Source organism: Limnohabitans sp. G3-2, from assembly GCF_002778275.1.
GTDB lineage: Bacteria > Pseudomonadota > Gammaproteobacteria > Burkholderiales > Burkholderiaceae_C > Limnohabitans_A.
The window spans coordinates 328,749-344,835 of the sequence record NZ_NESG01000006.1; the positions used below are offsets into that span (position 1 = coordinate 328,749).

The window sequence follows — 16,087 nt, forward strand, 5'->3', positions numbered from 1 at the left end:
ATTATCCGGGAAGCCCGGTCTGAATTTGTGGCGGGGGCTTTTGGGGCTGCGAGGACCGATCCCAGGTCTTTTGGCCATCCCTGTCAGTTAATATTGACGTTTTGCGGTGTGTTGGCCTTTTGGGCTGGCCCATTGCGCCGATCTCCAACCGATCTGACACCGATTCGATACCGCCGTGCGCCTCAATTCCATCAAGCTTTCCGGCTTCAAGTCGTTTGCCGAACCGACCAACTTCCTGCTGCCCGGGCAGTTGGTGGGGGTGGTGGGGCCCAACGGTTGCGGCAAATCCAACATCATGGACGCGGTGCGCTGGGTCTTGGGCGAATCCAAAGCGTCTGAATTGCGTGGCGAGTCCATGCAGGACGTCATCTTCAACGGCACCAACACCCGCAAACCCGCCAGTCGCGCCAGCGTCGAGTTGGTCTTTGACAATGCCGACCACCGCGCAGGCGGCCAGTGGGGGCAGTTTGCAGAAATCGCCGTCAAACGCGTGCTGACGCGCGACGGCAACAGCAGCTACTACATCAACAACCAGCCCGTGCGCCGCCGCGATGTGCAAGACGTGTTTTTGGGCACGGGCCTGGGCCCTCGCGCCTACGCCATCATCGGTCAAGGCACCATCAGCCGGATCATCGAGTCGCGCCCGGAAGAGCTGCGCTTGTTTCTGGAAGAGGCCGCGGGCGTGTCCAAGTACAAGGAACGCCGCCGCGAGACCGAAAACCGCCTGTCGGACACCCGCGAAAATCTGACCCGGGTCGACGACATCCTGCGCGAGCTCAACACCAACTTGGAAAAGCTCGAAAAGCAGGCCGAGGTGGCCCAGCGCTACAACACCCTGCAAGCCGACAGCACTCTGAAGCAGCACCAGCTGTGGTTTTTGAAGCGCCGCGACGCCGAGGCCGACCAAGGCCGCATGAAGTCGGATGTGGACCAAGCGGTCAATGCGCTGGAGTCGCGCATGGCCGATTTGCGCCACGTCGAGGCCGATCTGGAGACCATTCGACAGGCGCATTACGCCGCAGGCGACCAGGTCAATCAGGCGCAAGGTGCTTTGTACGAAGCCAGTGCCGAGGTGGGCCGCTTGGAAGCCGAAATCCGCTTTGTGGTGGAGGGCCGTCAACGCGCCGAGCAGCGTCTGCAACAATTGGTGGAGCAAACCGCGCAATGGGGCACGCGCAGCCAAGATGCCCAAACCGAGCTCGAAACGCTGGCCGAGCAGGCCGCTTTGGCCGAAGACCAGAGCATGACACTGGCCGCCCAAGTGGAAGACCAGGCCATGGCTTTGCCCGACCTGGAAGAAGCCCTGCGCAAAACCCAAAACGACGCCACCGCCCAACGCGCCACGGTGGTGCAGGTGCAGCAGCAAATCGGTGTGCTGGCGGCCGACCAGCGCAACGTCGAAGAACAATCGCGCCAGCTCGAGAGCCGCCGCGAACGCCTGCTGAGCGACCGCAACGCCCTGGCCGCACCCGATGAGGCCCGGCTGAGCCATTTGCAAGAACAACTGGCCGAGGCCGAGGCGCTCTCATCGGAATCGGAAGCGCGCTTGCAAGACTTGCAAAGCCAAGTGCCCGCTCTGGACGAAGACCGACGCACCCGCCAAATCGCCGTGAACCAAGAGTCGTCCAAACTGGCCGACCTGAGCGCCCGCATCGACGCGCTCAAGGCCTTGCAAGAAAAAGTGCGCACCGACGGCAAGCTCAAACCTTGGCTGGCCAAGCACGGCATGGACGGGCTCGAAGGCCTGTGGAGCCGCATCCACATCGAGCCTGGCTGGGAAAATGCGCTCGAATCTGCTCTGCGAGAACGCCTGTCGGCCCTGGAAGTCTCCCGTTTGGACATGGTCCGTGCCTTTGCCAACGACGCGCCACCTGCCAAGCTGAGCTTTTTCAGCCCCCCACTGGCCACCCAAGCGGCCCCCCGCAGTGGCCTGCCCGCAGGCTGCAAGCCTCTGGCCGACTTGCTGCGTGTGCACGATGCGGGCTTGTCAGCCCTGCTGGCCGACTGGCTGCAAGGCTGCTACACCGCGCCCACTCTGGAAGACGCACTGTCTTGGCGCCCTCAGCTGCAAGCGGGTGAAACCTTGTTCGTGCAGGCGGGCCACGCCGTGGACCGCAACAGCGTGGTGTTTTACGCTCAAGACTCTGAACAAGCCGGTCTGCTGGGCCGTGCCCAAGAGATCGACAACCTGGAAAAGCAGTTGCGCGCCCAGACCCTGATTGCCGAGGAAAGCCGCAGTGCCCTGGTGCGGGCCGAAGCGGCTTACGCCGACGCTTCGCAGCGTTTGATCTCGGTGCGCCGCGAAGCCAGCGAGAGCCAGTCGCGCACGCACGCGCTGCAGGTCGAGACCCTGCGTCTGTCGCAATTGGTGGCCCAAACCCGCGCGCGCAGTGAACAAATCAACACCGATTTGACCGAGGTCGAAGCCTTGCTGGACGATCTGCAAGAGCGGCGCGTGACGGCCGAAGCCCGCTTTGAAGAGCTGGACATGCAATTGGCCGATACCCAAGAGCGCCACGCCCAGCTGGACGAGCGCGTGATCGAGGCCGAGCGCAAGCTGGCCGAATGCCGCGAGCAGCAGCGCAGCCTGGAGCGCCGTGCCCAAGAAGCCCAGTTCTCGCAGCGCAGCCTAGACGCCCGCCGTGCCGAACTGCAACGCACGATTGAAACCGCGCAGCAGCAGGTCAGCAGCATCGACGCCGAGATGCAGCGCGCCCGCGACGAACTCAGCCGCCTGACCGATGCCGCTGCCCAAGCGGGTTTGCAAAATGTGCTGGCCGTCAAACTCGAGCGCGAGCAAGCCTTGGGGGCTTGCCGCAGCGCCTACGACGACCTGACCGCCAAACTTCGGGCCAGTGACGAGCGCCGCGTGAGCTTCGAGCGCGAACTCGATCCGCTGCGCCAACGCATCACCGATTTGCAGCTCAAGGAACAAGCCGCGCGCTTGGGCCTTGAGCAATACACCCAGCTGCTGGCCGATGCCCAGGCGGACCTGCAAGCCGTGGCCGATTCCATTGAAGCAGGCCAGGTGCGTGTCACGGGCCTGCAAGGCGAGATTGACCGCATCCACCGCGAAATCACGGCGCTCGGCCCGGTCAACCTGGCCGCGCTGGAAGAGCTGAGCACGTCGCGCGAACGCAAGGTGTTCCTGGACTCGCAGTGCGCTGACCTGACCGATGCCATGAACACGCTGGAAGACGCGATCCGCAAGATCGACGCCGAAACCCGAGAGCTGCTGGGCGGCACATTCAAGATCGTCAACGAGCACTTCAGCCGCATGTTCCCAGAGCTCTTTGGCGGTGGCAATGCCCGCCTGGTGATGACTGGCGACGAAATTCTGGATGCGGGTGTTCAGGTGCTGGCGCAGCCGCCTGGCAAGAAAAACCAGACCATCCATTTGCTCTCGGGCGGCGAAAAAGCCCTCACGGCGATTGCGCTGGTGTTTGCGATTTTCCAGCTCAACCCCGCACCGTTTTGCTTGCTGGACGAGGTGGACGCGCCCCTGGACGACGCCAACACCGAACGCTACGCCAAGCTGGTGGCGGGGATGGGCAAAGAAACCCAATTCCTGTTCATCAGCCACAACAAAATCGCCATGGAAATGGCCGAGCAGTTGATCGGGGTGACCATGCAAGAGCAGGGCGTCTCGCGCATTGTGGCCGTGGACATGGAGTCTGCCGTTTCTATGGCCGACATGGCCTGAGGACCTTATGTTGGAATCAATGAGTTCTTTGCAGTTGAGTTTGGCCGCGGTGGGTGCCCTCACCCTGGGTGCTGTGGTGTTGTTCAATTACTGGACATCGCGCAAGAACGCGCCCAAACAGGCGGAGCCACAGATGGAGCCTTTGGGTGAACCCGTCGGCAGCTTGTCTGGCCCCGTCGAGCAGACCGAACCGGTGTTGACCGATGACTTCGCCCGATTGCCGCAACCTGAACGCAAACCACAACTCGATGCCTTGATCGATGTGATCGCCACGATTGAAGTTGACCACCCCGTCTCGGGTGATGCGGCCTTGGCCGCCTTGCCCACCACCCGCCGGGTGGGCACCAAGCCCTTCCATGTGGAAGGGTGCAGCGATGAAAACGGTGAATGGGAGGCCTTGGCTGCGGGCCGTCGTTACTCTGCTTTCCAAGCAGGGGTGCAATTGGCCAACCGGGTGGGTGCACTCAACAACATCGAGTTTTCTGAATTTGTGGTCAAAACCCAGGCCTTCGCCGATGCGGTGGGCGGCAGCCCCATCTTCAGCGACATGTTGGAGGAGGTGGCTCGGGCCCGTGAATTGGACCAATTCGCCAGCGCCCACGATGCCCAGCTGAGCTTCACGATCTGCGCCCGGGCTTCGGCTTGGAGTCCCGGTTACATCCAACAGCATGCCGCCCGTTTAGGCTTTGTGGCGGGGGTGATTCCAGGACGCATGGTCATCCCGGCTGCGGTGGTCGGTTGGCCACCCATTTTGTCCCTGACCTTCGACACCCAAGCGGCCATGGCGGACGACCCGGCCTTGTCCGCCATTCGCGAATTTTCGCTCAGCCTGGATGTGCCCCAGATCGCCCGCGAAGACCAACCCTTTCAGCGTTTGCGCGAATGCGCCCGTTTGCTGGCCCAGAACATGGACGGCGTCGTGACCGATGGCAATGACCAAATGCTGGGTGACGAGGTGCTGGACCAGATTGCGAGCGATCTGCAGCAGTTGTACGACGCATTGGCATCTCGCGAGTTGTCGGCGGGTTCGGCACAAGCCCGTCGGCTGTTCTCCTGAGCCGGCTCGTTGACCATGTCGCATCCGGATTTGTTTGGCGACCTGCCTGCGGGTGGGCCTGCCGACGCACAGCGCGCCGCTGACCTTCGCAGCCTCTTGCACCGCTACGGCCACGCGTACTACACGCTCGACACCCCCGAGGTGCCCGATGCCGAATACGACCGCTTGTTTCGCGAGCTCCAGGCCTTGGAGCTGGCCCACCCCGAACTCTTGAGTCCCGATTCGCCCACGCAGCGGGTCGGTGGCGCGGTGCTCGCCGCTTTTGAGCAGGTCAAGCACCGCGTGTCCATGCTCAGCATACGCACCGAAACCGACACCGAGCCCAGCGGCGCAGAAGCTTTTGATGCCCGCATGCGCAAGGAGTTGGGCCTGGGTGAATCCGATGCGCCGGTCACATATGTGGGCGAGCTGAAATTTGACGGCTTGGCCATGAGCTTGCGCTACGAGCGCGGCGTGCTGGTGCAGGCCGCCACCCGGGGCGATGGCGAAACGGGCGAAGAGGTCACCGCCAACATCCGCACCATCGGTCAGATCCCCTTGCGCTTGCCGCCCCATGCGCCGGATGTGCTGGAAGTGCGCGGCGAGGTGTACATGCGCCGCGACGCTTTTGAAGCCCTGAACGAGCGCCAACGCCAGCGCATCGCCGCGGGTATCAAGGGTGAAAAAACCTTCGTCAACCCGCGCAATGCGGCCGCAGGCGCGGTGCGTCAACTGGATTCGGGCATTGCCGCCGAGCGGCCCTTGAGCTTTTTCGCCTACGGACTGGGCGACATCACCCCGGCAACAGAAGGCGGCCCGCACTGGGCCAGTCACTTCGACATGCTCATGCAGCTCAAGGCTTGGGGTTTGCCGGTGGCCGAGCAAACCGCTTGCGTTCAAGGTGCGCTCGGTCTGGTGGCCTTTCACCAGCGCATCGCGGCCGAACGCGACGCCTTGCCCTATGACATCGATGGCGTGGTCTACAAAGTCAACGACCTGGCGCTGCAAGCCCGACTGGGCTTTGTGACCCGTGAGCCGCGTTGGGCCGTGGCCCACAAATACCCTGCGCAAGAAGAAATGACCACGGTGCAGGCCATCGACGTGCAGGTGGGCCGAACGGGCAAACTCACGCCCGTGGCCAAACTGGCCCCTGTTTTTGTGGGCGGCGTCACGGTCACCAACGCCACGCTGCACAACGAACTCGAAGCCCGCCGCAAGGATGTGCGGGTCGGCGACACCGTGATCGTGCGACGTGCCGGGGATGTGATTCCCGAAGTGGTGTCGGTCGTGCTGGACCGCCGCCCGCAGGGTGCGCCGCCCTTCACCATGATGGACCATTGCCCCGTGTGCGGGAGTTTGGCTGAGCGGGAAGAGGGCGAGGCCGATCACCGCTGCACGGGTGGGCTGTTCTGCAGCGCCCAGCGCAAGCAGGCCATTTGGCACTTTGCCCACCGCCGAGCCATGGACGTGGATGGCTTGGGTGACAAACTGGTCGACCAGCTGGTGGATGCCGGACATGTGACAACGCTGGCGGATCTCTACCACCTGAAACCCGAGACGCTCTCCAACATGGCGCGCATGGCTGAGAAGTCGGCGGTCAACCTCCTCGAGGCGCTCGAAAAATCCAAAAGCACCACCTTGGCTCGCTTTTTGTTCAGCCTGGGCATCCGCCATGTGGGCGAGGCCACGGCCAAAGAACTGGCACGGCATTTCGGACAGCTCGATGCGGTCATGGCCGCCAGCGAGGACGCCTTGCTGCAAGTGGCCGATGTGGGCCCGGTGGTGGCGCACAGCATCCACACCTTCTTTGCCCAGCCACACCACAGCGAGGTGGTGCAGGCACTGCGCGACGCAGGCGTGACTTGGCCCGAAGGCGATGCGCTGGCTCCGACCGAAATGCCCTTGGCCGGCACCACGGTGGTCTTGACGGGCACCTTGCACAGCATGGGCCGCGACGAAGCCAAAGAAAAACTGGAAGCCTTGGGGGCCAAAGTGGCCGGATCGGTCAGCAAAAAAACCGATTACGTGGTGGCTGGGGCCGAGGCGGGCAGCAAACTTGAGAAGGCCCAAGCCTTGGGTGTGCCCGTGTTGGACGACACGGGTTTGGCGATGTTGTTGGCGGGAGAAAAACCATGAGCGTGCGTGACATCCTCAAAATGGGCGATGCCCGACTGTTGCGTGTGGCCGAGCCTGTCGCGGCTTTTGATACCCCTGAGTTGCATGCGCTGATCGCCGACATGCGCGACACGATGGCTGCCGTCAACGGTGCAGGCTTGGCTGCGCCGCAAATTGGCGTGAATGCGCAGGTGGTGATTTTTGGCAGCACCGCGCGTAACCCGCGCTATCCCGACCGCCCTGTGGTGCCGCCCACGGTGCTGGTCAACCCGGTCATCACGCCTTTGGGTGCGCAGGAAGAGGAAGATTGGGAAGGGTGTTTGTCCGTTCCCGGCCTGCGGGGCGTGGTGCCGCGCTGGTCACGGATTCATTACAGCGGTCACGACGAGAAGGGCCAGCCGATCGAGCGCACCGTGGAGGGTTTCCATGCCCGGGTGGTGCAACACGAATGCGATCACCTGCTGGGCAAGCTGTACCCGATGCGGGTGCGCGACTTCACGCGCTTTGGGTTCACCGAGGTGCTGTTCCCTGAAATCAACGCTGCCGAAGACGACTGAGGCGCTGCCGCAGCAACCGTTTCGGTGCCGTGCGGGCAGGCGCGTGCCCTGCACAACCCAAGTCAAAGACCCTTGAGCTTGTCCAGTGCGGCCTGCAGGGTTTCGTCCTTCTTGGCGAAACAAAAGCGGATGACCTTCTGGTCAAAACCGTCGCCATAAAAAGCCGACAGCGGTATCGCGGCCACCCCGATGTCGGTGGTCAGCCACTTGCAAAAATCGGCATCGCTCAGATTTTTCTCGGGCACTTTCAAACCTGAAATGTCCACGCACTGGAAATAAGTGCCTTCGCCTGGCAGCAGCTTGAACTGGGTTTGCGCCAAGCCTTGGCGAAACAGGTCACGCTTTCTTTGGTAGAAAGCGGGTAGCTCCATATACGGTGCGGGCTGTGCCATGAACCGGGCCAAAGCGTGTTGCATCGGCGTGTTGACGGTGAACACGTTGAACTGGTGCACCTTGCGAAACTCTGCGGTGTAAGCCGCAGGCGCCGCCACAGTGCCGATTTTCCAACCGGTGACATGGAAGCTTTTGCCAAAACTGGAGACGATGAAGGCCCGAGCCGCCAAGCCCTCAAAGTGGGCAGCACTCCAATGCTGGTTGGGTGCGTAGACCATGTGCTCGTACACCTCGTCGCTGATCAGCACGATGTTGGTCGGGGCCAAGATCTCTTGCAAGGTCAGCATGTCTTGCTTGGACCAAATCATGCCGCTGGGGTTGTGCGGTGAGTTGATCAAGATGGCGCGGGTCTTGGGGCTGATGGCGGCGCGAATTTTGTCGAAGTCGGGGCGGAATGTGCCGGGGGTGAGCGGCACGCGGACGACCACGCCGCCCGCCAGCTCGATGTTGGGGACATAGCTGTCGTAGCAAGGCTCCAGCACCATCACTTCGTCGCCTGGGTGAACGATGGCCAGCACGATGGTCAGGATGGCTTGGGTGGCCCCGGCGGTGACGGTGATCTCGCTCACCGGGTCATAGTGTCGACCGTACAGGGTTTCAATTTTGCGCGACACCACCTCACGCAGTGGCGCTACACCGGTCATGGGCGGGTATTGGTTCAGGCCCTCACGCATGGCATCGTTGACCAAATCGAGCAGCTGGGGGTCGCACGGAAAATCCGGGAAACCTTGACCCAGATTGACCGCATTTTTTTCGGTGGCCAGGGCCGACATGACCGTGAAAATCGTGGTGCCCATGTGGGGCGCTTTGGAGACGAGGTGGGGGGTGCGAGCGTTCATGGCGGTGAGGAGGGAATTGAAATCAGCAGCTAAGTGGTGAGCGATCACAGTTCGTAATCGTTGACGTGGCCTGTCATGGCCTTGGTGATCAGCGGGGCCGTCAAACGGTCGCTCAACAGCTCGGCGAAGTGGTACACAAATTGGCGCAAGTAAGCGCCGCGCTTGAAGGCGACGCGCGCCACATTTTTGCCCAGCAATTGGCCCAAAGGTCGAATCGCGAGGTCTTTGACGGGATCGTCTTGGATGGCCATCTCGGCCACAATGCCAATCCCCAAGCCCAGGCGGACATAGGTTTTGATGACGTCCGAGTCGATGGCTTCCAGCGCAATTCGCGGGTGCAGTTTTTTGGCGGCAAAGGCCTGGTCGATGCGCCCACGGCCTGTGAATGAGGGGTGGTAGGTGATCAGGGGCTCGCTGGCGATGTCCTCCAGCGACAAATGCGCTTTGCGGGCCAAAGGGTGATCCAAAGGCAGTACCAAGACGTGTTGCCATTCATAGCAAGGCAAGGTCACCAACTCTTCGTAGGCCGACAAGGATTCGGTTGCAATGCCGATTTCGGCGGTATCGTCCAAGAGCATTTTGGCCACTTGGTCCGGCGCACCTTGGTGCAGGCTGATGTTCACCTTGGGGTATTTTTCACGCAGCTTGGCGACAGGCTGAGGCAGCACATAGCGCGCTTGCGTGTGCGTTGTGGCAATCGACAGGGTGCCGTTGTCTTGTGCGCTGTATTGCTCGCCGATTTTGCGCAAATTGCCCACTTCCCGCAGGATGAGTTCGATGCTCTGCAGCACATGCTGGCCGGGTTCTGTGATGCGTTTGAGACGTTTGCCGTGGCGGGCAAAAATCTCGATGCCCAGCTCTTCTTCCAGCTCAATGATGGCTTTGGAGACGCCCGGCTGTGAGGTGTGCAGCGCTTTGGCCGTTTCAGTGAGGTTCAGGTTGCGGCGAGCAGCCTCTTGGACAAAACGAAACTGATGAAGGTTCATACATTAAATGCCATATTGACTGACGTCATTATGCTTTATCGGGTCTATGCGCAGCGGGGGCATGGGCGGCTATTTGGGCCATGAGTTGCGTCATGGCGGGGTGTTCACCGATGGAGGGCAGCAATTCAAACTGCATTTGGGGGTAGGCTTGCACCAAGTCGTCCACCAATTTCGGTAAATCTTCTCGCGCGTGCCGGCCCACACCCAAAAACATGGGCACGATGCGCAAATGGGTTTTGCCTTGCATCATCAAGTGCTCAACCGTGGTGGGCAAGTCCGGCGCGGTCAGTTCTAAAAAGGCGCAGGCGACAGACAGGTGCGGCCATTGCCGGGTCATTTCGAGGGCCACAGCGTCGATGGGCAGGCGCCAAAGCGGGTCGCGAGAACCGTGGGCGAACAAAATCACGGCCGTTTCAGGCTTCAAGTCCGTCGTCATCGTCGCAACACCATCCACCAAAAACCCATCAAAGAAATGGCACTGTAAATCAAGGAAGGTGCCGCTGCAGTGAGCCAAGGCTGCCAGTTTTGCAAGTTGCCTGCGTGGCCAAATAAATTGTTCAACAGTGCAAAACTGATGCCGACCAAAACACCGCCAAAGACATGCCCAGAAATTTGACCGGAACGAAAGTGCACGTAAGCAAAAGGCAGTGCCATCACCAACATGACCAGGCAGCTCAAGGGGTAAAACACTTTGCGCCAGAACTCGATTTCGTAGCGCTGAGCATTTTGGTTGTTGTTGGACAAATGCCGCATGTAATTGAACAGTTCCCAAGTCCTCATGCGCTCTGGACTGAGCACGGCAGCGGTCACCATGTCGGCGCTGATGCCCGTGGGCCAAGCCAATTGGGCATGTTCCCGTAACTGGTATCGGGTTGTGTTGTCGGCCGCGTTGTTCTTCAAGGACGTTTCCTCTGCCTGCTGCAGCAGCCATTGCCCCTCGCCAAAATCAGCTTGGGGCGCTGAAATGATGGCCAGCAGTTGGCCGTCTTCGTTGAATTCGTGAATTCGGACGTTTTGCATGCGGCGGATGCCGTCAAAACTGCGCACGTTCACCGCAAAGTGACGCTTGTCCTGCCGTTCTTTGAGCCAGGCGCCCGTTCGGCCCACAGTCAAGTTGCCTTGGAAGGGGGCTTTGACCAGCACCCCTTGGCGGTCTGCCCAGGGCGCCACATAGTCCCCGATCAAAAAGGTCATGAACACAAAAACCAAGCCCAGCTGGAGCAAAGTGCTCAAGGCTTTCAAAGGGGCCAAGCCCCCCGTGCGCAGGATCGTGAACTCGGAGCTTTGGGCCAGCCGTGCCATGACAAAAATGCAGCCGATCAGCACCGAAATGGGCATCAACTCATAAATGTGAGAGGGTGTTTTGAAAGCCACAAACAAAAGCGCATGGTGCAATTTGTAGCCTTGGCTGGCCAATTGGGCCAAGTTCTGGAGTTCATCGACGACGTCAAAAAACAGGAACAAAGCCAGAAAGCCCACCAACACAAAGCCCACCGCCCGAAGGATTTCGCCATGCAGCAATCGGCGAACGGTTTTCATGGCATGTCCTTGATGGCCGCTTGGCGAGTCGGGAGGAGGAAACGCCAGGACCAGTTGGCGTGGCGAATGCCGAGCCACAGCATCGCCAACATGAAAACACCGCCGTGTACGACCAGCATGAATGTCCCAAAGCCAACCCGGCCCGTGCTGATCCAGCTTTGTCCCACATTGAGCATGTTGTAGTAAGCGATGAACACAAACAAGGCCATGGCCAAGTGGTAACTGCGCCCGCCTCTGGGGTTGACAGCGGAAACGGCCAAAGCGATCAAGAGCAAGTTGATCCCTGCGAGCCCCAGTCCGAAGCGCCAAGACAATTCGGCCCAGCTTTCAGGACTGGGGGTTTGGATTAAGCGCCATGTCGTGGACAGGCGACTGGACGCATTCAAGGAAGGCAGGTTCACATCTTCGTCGATCAACAATTCGTAATGCTCAAATTGGGTCAGCCGTGTTTCGCCCGTTTGCAAATGGGTATGCCATTCTTGGCCTTTGTCCAAAATCAAGAAGCGATCGTTGCCTGTCAGCTCAATGCGGCCTTGTTGGGCGGTGGTGACACTTTCCGTGAAACCGTCTTGGCTGGAGATGAACACATGGCGGCCGAAACGGTTGTCTGGCGTGTCCTTGTCGATGAAGAAAACCCGTTGTCCTCCAGAGGATTCCTGGAATTGACCGGGTGAAACACGCTCGATGTCGTTGCGTTTTTCAAAACGCTGTTTCAGGTCCTGAATCTGTTGATTGCCCCAGGGCCAAGCAAAAATGGCCAGCAAAGACACGATCAACAAAATAGGCCACGCAAATCCAAACAAGGGCCGAATGAATTGCCCCAAACCTTGACCACTGGAAAACCAGATGACCATTTCACTGTCGCTGTACATCCTTGACAAAGTGGCCACCACCGCGATGAACAGGCTCAAGGTGATGATGGTGGTCAGTTGGCTGAGCACACTGAATCCCATCACCAGCAGGACTTCTGAGGGGTTGACACTGCCTCGGCTGGCTTGACCCAATGTTCGGATCAAGATGATGGTGATCACGATGGTGATCAAAACCACCAGCGTGGCCCCGAAATTTCGGGCCAGGTCTTTGCGTAAAGAAGAATGGAATAACATCGGCACGAAGGAAAAGCTGAATTATGAACTTCGAAATCCAAAAACGCGCTCTCTCCACGGTGATTCGTGACGATCTGGATGCCTTGGTGGTCTTGTGGCCGACCCAAGACGCCGAGCTCTTGGCCAGCAAAGACCCCATCGCAGCCTTGGTCAAGTCGGCCCTCCAGCACGGTGATTTTGAGCACAAAGCGGGTTCTGCGCTGACCTTGTATGCCCAAGCGGGCGTCAAAACCAGGCACCTGGTGATCGTGTCGGTGGCCGATGGCAGCCCGTCCCAAGTTCGCACGGCGGTGAACGCGGCTTGGTCGGTTTTGAAGTCCGTCAAAGTCAAGCGCATGGGTGTTCACGCCCCATTTGACTTGACGGCCAAAACCCTGCAAGTGGCGGCCAGCACATTGGCGCAAGCCAGTTACAGCTACACCACCACCTTGAGTCAAGCCAAACCCCGCTCTCTCAAATGGGTGGTTTTCAGCACCCCACAAGTCCTTGCCGAGCAGCGCGCGGCAGTGGCCCACGCGCAGGCCTTGGTGTCCGGCATTGAAGTGGCCAAAGAGTGGGCCAACCGACCCGCGAACCATGCCACGCCTGCCATGTTGGCCGATGCAGCCAAGTCCATCGCCAAAGGGGCGTCCTTCAAATGCGAGGTGTTGGGGCCCAAAGAGGTGAGCAAGCTGGGTATGGGGGCGTTCTTGGCCGTGGCTCGGGGGTCTGTGGAGCCCTTGCGCTTCATCGTCATGCGCTACAACGGGGCTTCTTCGACGCAAGCGCCTGTGGTGCTGGTGGGCAAGGGCATCACCTTCGACACGGGTGGCATCTCCATGAAGCCTGCGCCTGAAATGGACGAAATGAAGTTTGACATGTGCGGGGCCGCCAGCGTTTTGGGCGTGTTCAAAGCTTTGGGTGAACTCAAGCCCAACATCAATGTGGTGGGTTTGATTCCCGCCACTGAAAACATGCCCGATGGATCCGCGGTCAAGCCAGGCGATGTGGTGACCAGCATGAGCGGCCAGACGATCGAAATTTTGAACACCGATGCCGAAGGTCGCTTGGTGTTGTGCGATGCCTTGACCTATGCAGAACGCTTCAAGCCGCGCGCTGTGATCGACATCGCTACCTTGACGGGCGCTTGCGTGATTGCCTTGGGTGGGGTTCGTTCCGGTCTTTTCACCGCGGACAATGCCCTCGCTGAAATGATCCATTTGGCCGGTGAATCATCGGGCGACACTTGCTGGCGCATGCCGCTGGACGATGATTACGCGGAAGGCCTGAAGTCCCGTTTCGCCGATGTGGCCAACGTGGCGGGCCGGCAAGCCGGTGCGGTCACTGCCGCCAAGTTTTTGCAGCGCTTTGCTTCGAATTACCCCTGGGCACACCTGGACATCGCCGGTACCGCTTGGCGCAGCGGCGCCGCCAAGGGGGCGACGGGCAGGCCCGTCTCCTTGCTCCTGAGTTACTTGTTGATCCAGGCGGAACAAAAAACACTCAAATTGGCAGCCAGCCATCGGAAGTGATGGGCTTGATGACCCAGATTGAGTTCCATTTCAACACCACGGAGCGCTTGCAGTACACCTGCCGGCTCTTGCGCAAAGCCCATGCCCGAGAACTTCGGGTGGGCGTGGTGGGTTCTGAGGCCAGTCTTCGACAACTCGATGCGGCGCTGTGGTCGTTTTCTGAGACTGATTTTTTACCGCACAGCAGCGCTGCCGATGGTCTTGAAGTGCAAGATGCATCGCCCATTCGCTTGCACATGGACCCTGCCCAGCTGAGCGGCATGGACGTGTTGGTGAATCTGGGCGACGAGGTGCCCCAAGGTTTTGAATCATTTGGGCGACTCATTGAGATCGTGGCCACGGATGACCATGGGCGCATGACCGCGCGCCAGCGCTGGCGCCACTACAGCGCTCAAGGCTATGCCCTGAAACAACACGATTTGTCCAAGGCGGTGGCCGGATGACCCCCTCGAACGCGACGGCCGACATGGTTTCATCTCCACCGGGCATGCCGACAGGAAGTATTCCGGTGTTGACCACGGTGGTGCCGGAGGCGGCCGTATCCCAAGCCCTGCGGGCTGCGCTCGATGCGCAGGCTCAAAAAAAGATGGATTGGATGTCCTTGGAGTCGGATTTGCTCCTGGCTTTGCGCCCTGAAATGGAGCGTTTGACCACTGAGTTGGTGCGAGTCGGCCTTCGAGAGGCCTGGCGCAAGCACACAGGTGGCATGGCTTGACCGCCGCGTACAAAACCACCCACAGTTTTTCTGAGATTTTGGTTTTCCCTAGCTGCAAAAGGCCTTGTTTTGCAGTATCTTTGCAGCTTGCTTGATTGAAGCAATTTATTTTTCGGAGTTTCCATGAAATTTTCTGGTACGCGTACTTTGACTTTGGTGTCTGTGGCTGTTGCTGCAGTCGTGTTGGCAGCTTGCGGCAAAAAAGACGCCGCTTCCGATGCCCAAGTGATCAAAATCGGTCACGTGGGTCCTGTCAGTGGCGCCATCGCCCACTTGGGCAAAGACAACGAAAACGGTGCCCGCATGGCCATTGAAGAACTCAATGCAGCCGGTCTGAAGTTCGGCGACAAAGCCGTCAAATTCGAATTGTTGGCAGAAGACGATGCAGCCGATCCCAAGCAAGGTACTGCAGCGGCTCAAAAGCTGGTCGACGCCAAAGTCAACGGCGTGATCGGTCACTTGAACTCCGGCACCACCATTCCCGCTTCCCAGCTGTACAACACCGCTGGCATCCCCCAGATCTCCCCATCGGCCACCAACCCCAAGTACACCCGTCAGGGTTACGCTGGTGCCTTCCGCGTCGTGGCTGACGATGTGCACTTGGGTGGCACATTGGGCAAGTACGCTGTGGAAACCCTCAAGGGCAAAAACATCGCCGTGATCGATGACCGCACGGCTTACGGCCAAGGCGTGGCAGAAGAATTCAAAAAGGGCGCCACTGCCGCGGGTGGCACCATCGTGGGTCACGAGTTCACCACCGACAAAGCCTCTGACTTCAACGCCATCTTGACCACCTTGAAGGCCAAGAAGCCTGACGTCGTGTTCTTCGGCGGTATGGACGCTGTGGCCGGTCCCATGTTGCGTCAAATGAAATCTTTGGGCATCCAAGCCAAGTTCATGGGCGGTGACGGCATCTGCACTTCCGAGTTGGCCAAGTTGGCTGGCGACGCCATGAAGGACGAAGGCGTGGTGTGCGCTGAAGCCGGCGGCGTGGAAGGCGAGCAAAAAGTGGGCATGGACAAGTTCCGTGCAGACTTCAAGGCCAAGTACAACGCTGACGTCCAGGTCTATGCACCTTACGTTTATGACGCTGTCAAAGTCATGGCCACCGCCATGGTGACCGCCGGCTCCGCCGATCCAGCCAAGTACCTGCCTGTGTTGAAAGCCATCAACTACAAGGGCGTGACAGGCAACATCGCTTTTGACGAAAAAGGCGACATCAAGAACGGCGCTTTGACCTTGTACACCTACAAGGGTGGCGAGCGTTCACAGATCGCTGTGGTCCGCTGATCTGACTGCCCCCGATGTTTCGGGGGCACTTTCACCCGATGCCCAAAGGTGTCGGGTAAACAGAACAGACGAAAAAAAGCCTGCACATGTGCAGGCTTTTTTTGGTTTTGGCGGAGCAGGCGGGATTCGAACCCGCGGTGGGCTATTAACCCACACACGCTTTCCAGGCGTGCGACTTAAACCACTCATCCACCGCTCCGAAGGGGGCAATTGTAGCAGGGGAAAAACAGCAAATTGGGGCCCCTGTTGAATTCTTGTCACACGGCTGCCTTATGCTGACCGAGGTGGTTTCTGGAC

General features: G+C 59.7%; 13 protein-coding genes and 1 tRNA gene. 8 read left to right on the forward strand and 6 right to left on the reverse strand.

Going from position 1 to position 16,087, the window contains the following annotated elements; all coding sequences use genetic code 11:
• Positions 1–175 precede the first annotated feature (175 nt).
• Genes smc through def form a run of 4 tightly spaced genes read left to right on the forward strand, consistent with a single transcriptional unit; the run spans position 176 to position 7,411 of the window.
• Positions 176–3,703, forward strand: coding sequence for a chromosome segregation protein SMC (gene smc / locus B9Z31_RS11935; RefSeq protein ID WP_100119766.1), 3,528 nt, complete (start codon positions 176–178; stop codon positions 3,701–3,703).
• A gap of 19 nt (positions 3,704–3,722) precedes the next feature.
• Positions 3,723–4,760, forward strand: a complete 1,038-nt coding sequence (locus tag B9Z31_RS11940) for a cell division protein ZipA C-terminal FtsZ-binding domain-containing protein (RefSeq protein WP_100119835.1) — start codon at positions 3,723–3,725, stop codon at positions 4,758–4,760.
• Between the two features lie 15 nt (positions 4,761–4,775).
• On the forward strand, positions 4,776–6,875 hold the full coding sequence (ligA, locus tag B9Z31_RS11945; RefSeq protein WP_100119767.1) for an NAD-dependent DNA ligase LigA: 2,100 nt from the start codon (positions 4,776–4,778) through the stop codon (positions 6,873–6,875).
• A complete protein-coding gene (def, locus tag B9Z31_RS11950) occupies positions 6,872–7,411 on the forward strand; it encodes a peptide deformylase (protein ID WP_100119768.1) in 540 nt (179 codons plus the stop codon). The genes ligA and def overlap by 4 nt, the downstream gene beginning before the upstream one ends.
• A gap of 62 nt (positions 7,412–7,473) precedes the next feature.
• On the opposite strand, the gene B9Z31_RS11955 is transcribed toward def, so the two are convergent.
• Genes B9Z31_RS11955 through lptF form a run of 5 tightly spaced genes read right to left on the reverse strand, consistent with a single transcriptional unit; the run spans position 7,474 to position 12,274 of the window.
• Positions 7,474–8,643: a pyridoxal phosphate-dependent aminotransferase gene (locus B9Z31_RS11955; protein ID WP_100119769.1), complete on the reverse strand. Its 1,170-nt coding sequence runs from the start codon at positions 8,641–8,643 to the stop codon at positions 7,474–7,476.
• A gap of 44 nt (positions 8,644–8,687) precedes the next feature.
• Positions 8,688–9,629, reverse strand: coding sequence for a CysB family HTH-type transcriptional regulator (locus B9Z31_RS11960; RefSeq protein ID WP_100119770.1), 942 nt, complete (start codon positions 9,627–9,629; stop codon positions 8,688–8,690).
• Positions 9,630–9,657: 28 nt separating this feature from the next.
• The gene (locus B9Z31_RS11965) at positions 9,658–10,065 is read right to left on the reverse strand and encodes a sirohydrochlorin chelatase (RefSeq protein ID WP_100119771.1); all 408 of its coding nucleotides are present in this window, start codon (positions 10,063–10,065) and stop codon (positions 9,658–9,660) included.
• The gene (gene lptG, locus B9Z31_RS11970) at positions 10,062–11,168 is read right to left on the reverse strand and encodes an LPS export ABC transporter permease LptG (protein WP_100119772.1); all 1,107 of its coding nucleotides are present in this window, start codon (positions 11,166–11,168) and stop codon (positions 10,062–10,064) included. Before lptG ends, B9Z31_RS11965 begins: the two co-directional genes overlap by 4 nt.
• Positions 11,165–12,274, reverse strand: a complete 1,110-nt coding sequence (gene lptF / locus B9Z31_RS11975) for an LPS export ABC transporter permease LptF (protein ID WP_100119773.1) — start codon at positions 12,272–12,274, stop codon at positions 11,165–11,167. The genes lptG and lptF overlap by 4 nt, the downstream gene beginning before the upstream one ends.
• Positions 12,275–12,297: 23 nt before the next feature.
• Here lptF and B9Z31_RS11980 point away from each other — a divergent pair, with 23 nt between their 5' ends.
• From B9Z31_RS11980 to B9Z31_RS11995, 4 genes are all read left to right on the forward strand, one after another.
• Entirely contained in the window at positions 12,298–13,785 is a 1,488-nt protein-coding gene (locus B9Z31_RS11980; RefSeq protein WP_100119774.1) for a leucyl aminopeptidase, read from the forward strand.
• 8 nt (positions 13,786–13,793) lie between these two features.
• A complete protein-coding gene (locus B9Z31_RS11985; RefSeq protein WP_100119836.1) occupies positions 13,794–14,228 on the forward strand; it encodes a DNA polymerase III subunit chi in 435 nt (144 codons plus the stop codon).
• Complete coding sequence (locus B9Z31_RS11990) at positions 14,225–14,500, forward strand: hypothetical protein (protein ID WP_143473848.1); 276 nt, start codon at positions 14,225–14,227, stop codon at positions 14,498–14,500. The genes B9Z31_RS11985 and B9Z31_RS11990 overlap by 4 nt, the downstream gene beginning before the upstream one ends.
• Before the next feature lie 123 nt (positions 14,501–14,623).
• Positions 14,624–15,790, forward strand: a complete 1,167-nt coding sequence (locus tag B9Z31_RS11995) for a branched-chain amino acid ABC transporter substrate-binding protein (RefSeq protein WP_100119776.1) — start codon at positions 14,624–14,626, stop codon at positions 15,788–15,790.
• A gap of 108 nt (positions 15,791–15,898) precedes the next feature.
• Here B9Z31_RS11995 and B9Z31_RS12000 read toward each other — a convergent pair.
• Positions 15,899–15,989, reverse strand: a tRNA-Ser gene (locus tag B9Z31_RS12000).
• Positions 15,990–16,087: the final 98 nt, after the last annotated feature.